The 10,241-nt window shown below is 62.2% G+C and carries 10 protein-coding genes; 6 read left to right on the forward strand and 4 right to left on the reverse strand.

Annotation, left to right across the window (positions count from 1 at the left end; genetic code table 11):
• Nucleotides 1-45 precede the first annotated feature (45 nt).
• The 5 genes from BUE15_RS02765 (at nucleotide 46) to BUE15_RS02785 (ending at nucleotide 6,011) form a co-directional block, all read left to right on the forward strand.
• The gene (locus BUE15_RS02765; protein WP_073281135.1) at nucleotides 46-546 is read left to right on the forward strand and encodes a hypothetical protein; all 501 of its coding nucleotides are present in this window, start codon (nucleotides 46-48) and stop codon (nucleotides 544-546) included.
• A 66-nt stretch (nucleotides 547-612) separates the two neighbouring features.
• Entirely contained in the window at nucleotides 613-828 is a 216-nt protein-coding gene (locus BUE15_RS02770; RefSeq protein ID WP_073281136.1) for a hypothetical protein, read from the forward strand.
• Between the two features lie 93 nt (nucleotides 829-921).
• Complete coding sequence (locus BUE15_RS02775; protein ID WP_073281137.1) at nucleotides 922-1,620, forward strand: metallophosphoesterase family protein; 699 nt, start codon at nucleotides 922-924, stop codon at nucleotides 1,618-1,620.
• A gap of 602 nt (nucleotides 1,621-2,222) precedes the next feature.
• A complete protein-coding gene (locus BUE15_RS02780; protein ID WP_139252095.1) occupies nucleotides 2,223-4,736 on the forward strand; it encodes a hypothetical protein in 2,514 nt (837 codons plus the stop codon).
• A gap of 225 nt (nucleotides 4,737-4,961) precedes the next feature.
• Nucleotides 4,962-6,011: a hypothetical protein gene (locus BUE15_RS02785; protein WP_073281139.1), complete on the forward strand. Its 1,050-nt coding sequence runs from the start codon at nucleotides 4,962-4,964 to the stop codon at nucleotides 6,009-6,011.
• 47 nt (nucleotides 6,012-6,058) lie between these two features.
• Here BUE15_RS02785 and BUE15_RS02790 read toward each other — a convergent pair whose 3' ends face one another.
• The 4 genes from BUE15_RS02790 to BUE15_RS02805 all read right to left on the reverse strand — a co-directional run bounded on the left by BUE15_RS02790 (nucleotide 6,059) and on the right by BUE15_RS02805 (nucleotide 9,354).
• A complete protein-coding gene (locus BUE15_RS02790) occupies nucleotides 6,059-6,784 on the reverse strand; it encodes a TIGR04283 family arsenosugar biosynthesis glycosyltransferase (protein WP_073281140.1) in 726 nt (241 codons plus the stop codon).
• A 99-nt stretch (nucleotides 6,785-6,883) separates the two neighbouring features.
• Entirely contained in the window at nucleotides 6,884-7,681 is a 798-nt protein-coding gene (locus BUE15_RS02795; RefSeq protein ID WP_073281141.1) for a tetratricopeptide repeat protein, read from the reverse strand.
• An 85-nt stretch (nucleotides 7,682-7,766) separates the two neighbouring features.
• Nucleotides 7,767-8,288, reverse strand: a complete 522-nt coding sequence (locus BUE15_RS02800; protein ID WP_139252097.1) for a sigma-70 RNA polymerase sigma factor region 4 domain-containing protein — start codon at nucleotides 8,286-8,288, stop codon at nucleotides 7,767-7,769.
• 124 nt (nucleotides 8,289-8,412) lie between these two features.
• Nucleotides 8,413-9,354: an AraC family transcriptional regulator gene (locus BUE15_RS02805; protein WP_073281143.1), complete on the reverse strand. Its 942-nt coding sequence runs from the start codon at nucleotides 9,352-9,354 to the stop codon at nucleotides 8,413-8,415.
• Nucleotides 9,355-9,711: 357 nt separating this feature from the next.
• Between BUE15_RS02805 and BUE15_RS02810 the strand changes: the two genes are divergently transcribed.
• A partial coding sequence (locus BUE15_RS02810; protein ID WP_139252098.1) for a phosphoenolpyruvate carboxykinase (ATP) occupies nucleotides 9,712-10,241 on the forward strand: 530 nt, incomplete at its 3' end.

Raw genomic sequence — 10,241 nt, forward strand, 5'->3', positions numbered from 1 at the left:
TACACTTACTCTGTACTCTCTACCCACCACAACACCTCTTCTACTATGGCTATTGACCCCAACGACCGTCCCGTGCGCGTCATCAACGACGATACAACTGAACAGGAAATGGCGGCCGGCCACATCACGCCCGGCGGCGACCCGCCCAAGAACGAAGCGGCCCGCGGAGGCTTCGGCAACCGCGAAGGCAAGGAGGGCTACGGCACCGACAGCGGCAACGGCATTTCGGCCGTTTCTGTGAATGAGGATGCCGACAAAGCCGGCCACCCGGCCGACAACATCCGGGCCGCCGACGAAACCCGCCCCGACCGGCCCAACCAAGACATGCCCGACGAAAACGATGCGGATCTGGAAGCCCACCGCCCGGTAGACGAGCTGGACCGCGACGACGCCCGCCCGGGCCGCGACGAAATGTCGGACCCCGACTCGCGCGTGGGCATGGGCCAGATGGACCGCCCCACCGGCACCAACGCCGACCTCGCCCGCCAGGGTACCAACGCTGACCTCACCGACCCCAACGCCACCGACACGGACATCGACCAGTAGCGCGCAGCTACGCCGTGCCCGATGGCTGTTTACAACTCCAATTTTTCACTTTAGACCCTGAGCGCCATGCCCTACAACAGCAATAACACCAACCAGCAGTCGAAAGAGAACCACGGAAACCCCAGCCAGACGGAGCAGCCCAAAGGCACCGGCGACCTGCCGGTAAACGAGTTTGATGAGCAGACGGAGGAGCGCCTGGAGCAGGAAGCCCTGGATGCCGGCCTGCGCCACCCCAACCGCAACCTTGATAAGCCTGACCTCGACAAGCCTCCTTATAGCTAATAATGCCTGACCAGCAGAAAGCACCATCCGCCCCGGATGGTGCTTTTTTCTTCAGTACCACCCGGCTTTTCCTTTCACCACTGCTCTTCTACTATGGCCCGCTACGCTTCCACCGACCTGCACGGCTGCCTGCAGACACTACAGTATCTGCTGGAACACGAACTGAAGCTGCAGCCCGACGACGAGCTATACCTGCTGGGCGACTACGTAAACAAAGGCCCCGACAGCCGCGGCGTGCTCGACTATCTGATGGGGCTGACGCATAGCGGCTACCAGGTGCACTGCCTGCGCGGCAACCACGACCAGGAACTGCTGGATGCTGCCCAGGGCCGGCCGCAACTGACGTGGGCCTCCGCCGCTGACCGCCAGCTCACGCTGCAAAGCTTTGGCGTAGCGCAGGCCGCCGACATTCCGGAGCCTTATCTGAAGTGGCTGGCGGGGCTGCCGCACCAGCTGGATATTCCGGGGTTTACGCTGGTGCATGCCGGCTACAACTTCCGGCTGCCGCCTGAGCGCATGCGCACCGACTGGCATTCCATGCTCAACATCAAGCAGTTTACGGTAGATACTTCCCGGCTGGCCGGGCGCCGCCTGCTGCACGGCCACGTGCCCATCCCCACGGCCGAAGTGCAGCGGCGCGTCCGAATTCGGGGCGGCGCCATCGGCCTCGATACGGGCTGCGTCTACCGGCACAATCCGGAACTGGCGCATCTGGCCGCGCTCAACCTCGACACCTTTGAGCTTACGCTGGTACCCAATCGGGAACCGCCCTACGCAATAGCCCGCCGCTGACCTCTGCGGATGATACAGCGCCTGGTCCGGCCGCTCCTGCTGCTTTCATAGCACAGGAACGGCCGGACCTTTTATTTAATAGCATTTCTACAATATTTTAAACGAAGAAAATTGTACTGTGCTTGTATATTCTTCAAATGGTGAAGATGATAAAATTTAAAATGTACAATAATTGTAATTTTGTTCAGGTGCGCTCTGTGGAGATGCGAATACAACGAAGAGCAATCAAGATGTAGTCGAATAAGAAAGGAGAGTTATCTTGTAAAACCGTGTAATGGCTGTTATAAGCTGTAATTTAGGCTATTGGTTAACAGTTCAACTCTCATCTCTATGTTGGTAATCCAAAAATAAAGTGCGACTTTGTTGCGGCGTTCCTCTTTGCGCTTATATTTGAACAGTCATATTAGAAAGAATGCTAATTGGCTAGTGATAATTAGACTTTGGTAGGAGACGCAGTTGTCCGACCTGCCAGAATTCAGTATCTGTGCGCGGTACGCCCGCTTGGTTCGGGTGGAATAGTTGGCTTCTGAGGCCGTCCGGCTTTTCTGGTACGGTGGCTCTGTTTTGGTTTCCCAATCACGCTTGCTCCTTCTTTTATTCCGATGAAAACACTGCTACCTCGCATGGCTGGCCGCGCCCGTACCCCTCAGTTCCGCGGTTGGCTGGCCGGCTCCCTGCTGCTGCTCACCTCATCCTCTGCCTGGGCGGCTCCCGTTGTGAAAACCGTTGGAGCGGGCGGGACTTATGCTACTATCACGCAGGCCATCAATTCCATCACCGGAGTGCCCGCGCAACCCATCGAAATCCAGCTGCTGGATGCGGCCTACACTGAAAGCGTAGTCATCAATAAGGCCGGCACTGCGGCTAATCCAATTACCATCCGGCCGGCGGCCGGCGTCAGCACCAGCATCAGCGGCACCCTGACGTTTGGAGCGGGCAGCCGCTACGTGGTAGTAAGCGGCCACAACGGCGCCAACGCCCGCACGCTCACACTGCGCCAGACCGATATTTCGCTGGCTACGGTGATATTTCAGGGCGACGCCTCTTACAACAGCCTGAGCCAGACGCGGATTCTGGGCAGCTGCCAGATGCCCGGGCTGGGCGTAGTCACCATCGGCAACGCGGCCAGCGGTGGCACCGGCAACGACCACAACACGCTGACCGACAACCTGATTTCGAGTGCTGCGCCCACCAGCCTGCCCAAAACGCTGGTCTACGCCTTCAACATTCAGCCCGGTGCCTTCAACGACGCCACCACCATTACCGACAACGACCTGTCGAACTTCACGACCAGCGGGCTGCAGGTACAGAGCGGCAACGGCCTGAACTGGAACGTGTCGAACAACGACTTCTTCTACGACGCCGCTACCACGCCCAACACCGTCCAAACGGCCATTGCCTTCGAGCCGGGCTCCTCGTCTACCAACAACGTCATCAGCGGCAACACCATTGGGGGGCGCGCGGCGGCGGCCAGTGGCGGGGCCTGGGTGAACACCAGCGCCGAGTTCCGGGGAATTGTGGTGAACTGCGGCGCCGGCACCAGCACCACGGTCAGCAACAACCTGGTTAGCAACGTGAGCCTGACCAGCACCACGCAGCCGCTCACGGCCCTGCGCCTCGAAAACGGCTGGGCCTCCGTGTCGGATATCAGCGTGACCAACGTGACCAACAGCGGCCAGGGCGGCGTTATCAGCCTCAACTCGCGCGCCGATACCGACCTGCGCAACTTCACGGTAGCCAGCGGCCAGATTGTGAACGTGGAAGTAGGTGGCGCCCTCACCGTGAGCGGCAACCTGCGCAACGACGGCGTGCTCAAGAATGCCGGCGACGTCCTCGTGACGGGCAACTTCCTCAACAGCGCCTCCGGTACCTACAACCAGACCCAGGGCACGCTCGAAATCAAGGGTGATATGAACAACTCGGGCGGCACGTTTACGAGCGTGGGCGGCCTCGTGAAACTGACCGGCACCGGCCCGCAGCTGGTGAGCGGCGGCGTCTACTTCAACCTCGAAATCAACGGTGCCGGCAACAAGACCATCACCAACGACGCCGACATCATCAGCCAACTGACGCTCACCAACGGTATTCTGGTAACGGGCCCGCATACGATTGAGCTGCTGGAGCAAGCCAACATCACCGAATCGGATGCCAGCTACGTGCTGGGCAAGCTGCTGGCTACCCGCACCGTACGGGCCAACAATACGGAGCAGTTTGGCGGGCTGGGCCTGACGATGACGCCTGCCCCCGGCTCGGTGCTGCCCGGCTCCACCGACGTGCTGCGTGTGACGGGCACGGCCGCCAGCGCCTCCGGCAACCAGGGCATCAAGCGCTATTTCGACGTGGTGGCCACTACGGCTACCGGCCTGAACCTGAGCATGGTGATGCACTACCTGGACCACGAGCTGAACGGCATTCTGCCCGCCAATCTGCGCTTTTTCAAATCGACGGACGCCGGTGCCAACTGGCAGATGCGGGGCGTAAGCAGCAGCGGCGCCGGCTACGCCACGCTGAACAACGTGGAAGGATTTTCGCGCTGGACCCTCGGTGACGTGCTGCGGCCTTTGCCGGTGGGTCTCACGGCATTCCGGGCCGTGCGCGAAGGGCGGCAGGCAGTTATTTCCTGGGCCACTGCCACGGAGCTGCACAACCGCGGCTTCGGGGTAGAAGTAAGCACCGATGGCCGCCAGTTCCGGCAGCTGGGGTTTGTGGCCGCCCGCGAAGGAGTCTCCGTTGCGCCGCGTACCTATCAGTTTGTTGATCAGGAAGAAGGCAAGCAGGGCCTGCGCTACTACCGCCTGCGCCAGGAAGACCAGGACGGCAAAACCACCTACTATGGTCCGGCCCCCGTGGCCTTTCAGGAAAGCCTGCCCGCGCAGCTGGCCGCCTACCCAACCGCCTTCAGCGAGCAGCTGACCGTGGAGCTGACCATGCCCACTGCCGCGCCGGTTACCTTCACCCTGACCGATGCGTTGGGCCGCGCGGTATGGGAGCAAACTACCACGCTGGATGCCGGCTTCAGCCAAACGCACCTGACGCCGCCCTGCCAGGCCGGCCCCTACGTGCTGACGGCCCGCCTGAACGGTACCGTGCTGCGCCAGCGCGTAGTGCGTCAGTAAGCAAAGCCTGGTACAGCGCCACTAGAGGCGCGTTGTTCGGCAAACACACAGCGCCACTCCGTTCGGGTGGCGCTGTGTGTTTCGGAGAGTTACTGTAGGCCCACCGCTCTGCTCTATTGCTAGTGCCGGCTTATTGGGCCTCAGGAATAGGCCGCATACGAAAAGCCCCGCATAATTCGTGTAGCTTTAGAAACCAGTGCCTTGGCTCTTCTATTTTCTGCTGCTATGCTTACCATTCCTTCCCCCGCCCAGCCTTCTTCGCCTGATACAGCACTGCCACCGGCGCGCCGCCGGAAGCGAGCCTGGGTGAAGGAGCGGGCCTTTCTGCTGCAGAACATCGTACGCGGCAACCTTATCCATAACACCGGCGGCGCCCTGCACGTGATGCGCCTGCTCACGCTGCATAAGATGCCGGCGGGGCTGCTGGCGCCTGGTCATCCCTGGGTGAGCGGACAGATGCCCGACGGGCAGGGCGCCGTGTGGCCCCGCAACGTAGTGTTCCGGACGCCGGTGGGCACGGCGTGGGCCGAGCCCAGCTACGCTCCGGATGCCGATGAGGTGCTGGTGGGCAAAGTGGGCAAGTTTCTGGCGACGATGGTAGGCAAGTCGGTGCCGACGCCGGAGATACCGCACGGCACGCGCCGCCGCATGCCGCACGCCATCAACTACCTGCACGGCGCGGTGCACTACAACGGCCTGACGGTGCTGTTCAATACCTTCGCGGAGGCGCTGGAGTACCTGGCCGACACCCGCTTCCGGAAGGAGCTGCGCCGCATGATTCGGGCGGAGCGCCGCGAAGTGACGCTGGTGTTTCGGGAGCGGAACTACGACCCGGTAGAGTACGCGTATTTCTCGGCCTTCGTCATGTCGCACCTGCCGTGGTTTGCCAACGTGAACGGAGCCCAGCGCCGCGTAATGTGGGGCAACCCCTCGCCCTATCCGGCCGTGAACATCATCAACGGCAGCTGGGTGGCCGATACGGAGCGCCTGCGCCACGGCGACACAACCGGCATTGTGCGGCCACCGGTGGCACCGGGCGTATACTTCCAGGGCGAATACGGAGTACCAACCCGCGGCGTCAACCGCCTGGAGAAAACCCATGCCTTCCTGATCAACAACTGGGTGCGGCGGCGCGGCTTCCGGGGCGGGTTGTATTTCGTGGACCGGCGCAAAGTGGAGGCCGAGCGGTACCAGCAGTATAAGGCTACCGGCGGGCAGAACTTTGTGGGGAATGAGGTGATTCAGCACCCGTTGCGGCGCCGGAAGAAAGAGTAAGGTAGTCAGAGTGCAGGCTGAAATAAGCGCTGCCTCTTGCTGCTCCTCTACACCTTATCCTGCCGGATCAGGCGGCGGTAGGCATCTACCATGCGGTGCTGGGGCAGACCCAAGTGGTACATAACCGTGAGCAGGTAGTAAATACTTTGCAGCCGCACCACGCCGTTTTCGCGGTATTTGCGGGCCGAGGTGACGATGGGGCCGGGCAGTACGCGAAATGGGGCTACCCGCCCCAGGCGCCCCGTAATTTCCTGATCTTCAAAAACAACCATGGTTTCGCGGTAGCCGCCGGCCTGCTCAAAAACAGTCCGCCGCACAAACAGGCTTTGGTCGCCGAAGCGGAAGGCCTGCACGGGGAAGCGGGTAAACCAGGCGTTGGCTTTCAGAAACCAGCTCGGATGGTCGAACTGCAGCCGGTAGCAGCCGCTGCCCGCGCCCTGCGCCACGGCCGCCCTGATCTGCTGCACAAAATCTGCCGGCGGATAGGTGTCGGCGTGCAGAAAGTACAAGATGTCGCCGGTGGCGTGGCGGGCCCCGAAATTGAGCTGAGCTGCCCGGCCTTTCTGCGGGCACTGCACCACCAGGGCCCCGGCCTGCCGGGCCTCAGCGGCCGTACCGTCGGGGCTGTGCGCGTCGGCTACCACAATTTCCAGCGCAGTGGCCGGCCCGGCCGCTTCCCGCAGGTAGGAGAGTAGCCGCCCGATATTGCCGGCTTCCCTGTAGGTAGGAATGATAATGCTGAAGGAGGCCGGTGCGGAGGACACAGAGTTCATACTTGGCCAGACGAGTCCGCCCGCGTCCCGGTTGCCACCAAACCAAATAGGATGGTCGGGAAAGGGCCAGTTGGTAGCGGCAGAAGCAGTGACTGCCGCTTACGGCTGAGGCTGTAGCAGCTTGGTGCGCAGCAGCTTGCGCGCCTGCCGCTGATAAGGGTTGCGGGAGTCGGCGGCTACGGTGCGGAGAGTCGTCTGAGCCTGGGGCAGCAGGCCGGTGCGCCACTGCGCCATCCCCAGATGATAGAGCGCCTTGCCCGTCAGCGCCGAGCCGGGCTGCCGGCTGGCGCGCACCAGGTAGGAGCGGGCCGCTGCCGCGTCGCCCTGGCGCAGCAGTACCACGCCCGTGTAGTAGTAAAGCGAGTCGGGGCTCAGGCCGGCTTCGGAAATCCGACGCATCGTTTGCAGCGCCTCCGGATACTGGCCGTTGCGGTACTGCAGCATGGCTTCTGAAAGCAGCGTGTTGCCTTTTTTCCGCGTGGCGGCTTTACTCAGGCCGGGCTCCGGCGTGTAATAATAGGTCCAGGCTTCGTCGGGGCTCATGGTGTGCGGGCGCAGCCACAGCCAGATGCCCAGGCCCAGCAATACGGCCAGCACGCCCGCTACCACCGTCCAGCGGACCTGGGTGCGCCGGCGGCGGCGCTGAATGCGGGTCAGGGCCTGCTGGCGCTGGTCGAGGCGTTTGTCGAGGCCTATGAGGCGGTGGCGCAGGGTTTCGTGGCCGGCTACCCAGCGCAGGTCGGCCGTAAACCGCTCGTAGGCTTCGTAGGCCGCGCTAAGCTGCTCGTCCTGCTCCATCCGCAGCTCAAAAGCCGCCTGCTCGCTCTCCGACATCTGCCCATCGGCAAAGCGTTCCAGCTCATCGAGGTAGGGGCGCAAATCGATGGGAGGTGTCATAAGCGGGGAGCAGGCGAGGGAAGAACAGCGAAGCGAGGATGCAACGGCGAAGCTACACAGAAGCGCGCCAGAACAAGCAACAGAATCAAGAACCGGCCGGGCTGGCCGCCTGCTGGGTGCGCAGGTGCAGGTCGTAGAGGCGGCGCAGGCACCCCGACTTCTGCAGGCGGGCCACGGTAGCATTGGCGAAGCCCATTTTGCCGGCCACTTTCTCGAAATTATACCCCCGGAAATAAAAGAACATGAGCACCTGCTGGCAGTCGGTGGTGAGCTGCGTGAACAGGCCCAGCAGCCGGCGGCGGCGCCCCGCCTCCGCCGCGGGCAGAATATCGGTTTCTGTCTGCGTGGTTTGCCGGTTCTGAGCGGCCATGCCGTACACGTAGGCCCGCAGGTCGGGCGGCAGCTTGGTCAGGCGGCCATCGGCTACCTGGTCGTAGAACTCTACCAGCACGGTGCGCAGCAGCTCGTGCGCCGCGGCTGGCTCCAGCTGGTGCTGGCGCCGGGCCCAGCGGGCAAACAGGTTGCGGTTTTCCTGGTAGAATTTTATCAGAAACGTCTGGTTGCCAACGCGCAGGTGGGTCAGGGTTTCGGCTAAGGGCTGAGTCACGGCACCAGAAATAACAAAGACGAAAAACAAGCCCCCCGGCCGATAAGCCGTTGGGGGCGGAACAAGATAACGCAGAAAGTTGGGTTGTGGATGAGTGAACGTGGCGGGCGGGCGGCTGGCTGGCTCAGACGGACGCTGCTTTGCCGGGGTGCGCGGCACTGCCGGCTTCGGCGGCGCGCTTCTCGTCGCGGTAGGCGCGGGCCCGGTAGGCTACCGGCGAGAGGCCCGTGTGCTTACGGAAAAAGCGCGTGAAGTAGCCGGAGTCGGCAAACTGCAGGGTGTAGGCAATTTCCGAAATCGACGACGAGGTATATACCAGGTGGTTGTGGGCGCGCCGGATGGTATTGGCATTCACGATTTCCAGCGCCGACTTGCCCTTCACGGCGTGGCAGATGCGGTTCAGGTGGACCGGCGTAATGTTCAGCTCGCGGGCATAATCGGCAATCTTCTTCTCGAACGGAGCAGCCCGGGCCACGCTTTTCTGGAACTCGTGGAAGTAGTGCAGGTTGCGGTTGGAGCTGCCCGCCGCCTTGCGCTCCTGATGCTTGAGCAGCCGGAACAGCTTCACAAACAGCAGCTTGAAGTAGCCGTTCAGGGCCAGCTGGCGCTCCGGCAGCTGGGAGTGCATTTCGGCATGAATGTGGCGCTCCAGGGCCAGCAGCTCCGCAAAGCTTTCCTCTTCCGTGAAGTCGCTGAGCACGTACACGCTGCTGAGCTCAATCAGAATAGAGGGGCTGACCTGCAGAATGGTGTCGAGCAGCGCCTCGGCCACCGTGAGGGAGCGGCCTTTCACCTGCGGGCTGAACGTGAAGCCGTGCACCGCCCCGGCCGGAATCAGCACCACGCAGGGCGTGCTCAATTCCATGGGCTCCGCTACGGCGTCGAGCGTAGCCTGCCCGGCCTCCAGGAAAAACAGCTGGTACAGGTTGCCGTGCAGGTGCGGTTTCAGGCCCCAGTTGGTGGTGCGGTTGCGCGGCGAAATCAGTTGGCTGTAAATGTACGTATGCGAGACCTGCGCCTTCGTATCGCCGTAGAGGCCGTTGTAATGGGCTATTTGCTTAGGCATGGCACTGAAACTGGAAGCACTATCGGGGCGGAGCAGCCCGCCGAAAACCAGCTGCCCTGCCTAATATACCGCTGCCACACAAAATGTTCGTTTTGTCCCGCTAATATGCCGAAACATCTCATTGGCTCTGCAGGTCGTGTACTAGCTTTGTCAGACAATTCGGGTGCTTATACCCTCGCTACGGCATGGTGGCCGCGCTGGCAGTGTTGTGCGCCTGATTTCGGATGATGTTTCGTTTGTCCGGCTGTATTTTCGGCTTGATGTATCTGTTCTGTTTACCGCTCCAACGCAACTAGGGGTAAGCTGCCGCCCGTCTCACCGTCTTTTCGCTCAAATTCCCACCTCATTTTCTTTCCTATGACTACGCTCGATAGCCGCCTTACTACCCTGGGCCTCACCGGGGCCGCGCAGGTGCACCTGAACCTCACGCCCGAGCAGCTCACCGCGCACGCGCTGCGCCGCCACGAAGGCGTGCTCACCGACACGGGCGCGCTCATGGCCGACACGGGCGCCTTCACCGGCCGCTCGCCCAAGGACCGCTTCATCGTGAAAGATGCCGGCACGCAGGACAGCGTCTGGTGGGGCGACATCAACATCCCCTTCCCCGAGGACAAGTTCGAGCAGCTGCACCAGAAAATGGCGGCCTACCTGGCTGATAAGGAGCTGTTCGTGCGCGAGGCCTACGCCGGCGCCCACCCCGACTACCAGCTCAAGCTGCGCGTCGTCAACGAGCTGGCCTGGCACAACCTGTTCTGCTACAACATGTTCCTGCGCCCCGCAGCCGGCGCCGACACGAGCTGGACGCCGGACTTCTCCATCATCTGCGCCCCGGGCTTCGAGGCCGACCCGGCCACCGACGGCACGCGCCAGAAGAACTTCGCCATCCT

It is taken from the genome of Hymenobacter psychrotolerans DSM 18569 (genome assembly GCF_900142395.1).
GTDB classification, from domain to species: Bacteria; Bacteroidota; Bacteroidia; order Cytophagales; family Hymenobacteraceae; genus Hymenobacter; species Hymenobacter psychrotolerans.

Bases quoted from the DNA above. Each gene is read 5' to 3' on its own strand.
- BUE15_RS02780 (WP_139252095.1), top strand. From the start codon at position 2,223: ATGAAAACACTGCTACCTCGCATGGCTGGCCGCGCCCGTACCCCTCAG.
- BUE15_RS02765 (WP_073281135.1), top strand. From the start codon at position 46: ATGGCTATTGACCCCAACGACCGTCCCGTGCGCGTCATCAACGACGAT.
- BUE15_RS02795 (WP_073281141.1), bottom strand. From the start codon at position 7,681: ATGACACCTCCCATCGATTTGCGCCCCTACCTCGATGAGCTGGAACGC.
- BUE15_RS02805 (WP_073281143.1), bottom strand. From the start codon at position 9,354: ATGCCTAAGCAAATAGCCCATTACAACGGCCTCTACGGCGATACGAAG.
- BUE15_RS02785 (WP_073281139.1), top strand. From the start codon at position 4,962: ATGCTTACCATTCCTTCCCCCGCCCAGCCTTCTTCGCCTGATACAGCA.
- BUE15_RS02790 (WP_073281140.1), bottom strand. From the start codon at position 6,784: ATGAACTCTGTGTCCTCCGCACCGGCCTCCTTCAGCATTATCATTCCT.
- BUE15_RS02775 (WP_073281137.1), top strand. From the start codon at position 922: ATGGCCCGCTACGCTTCCACCGACCTGCACGGCTGCCTGCAGACACTA.
- BUE15_RS02770 (WP_073281136.1), top strand. From the start codon at position 613: ATGCCCTACAACAGCAATAACACCAACCAGCAGTCGAAAGAGAACCAC.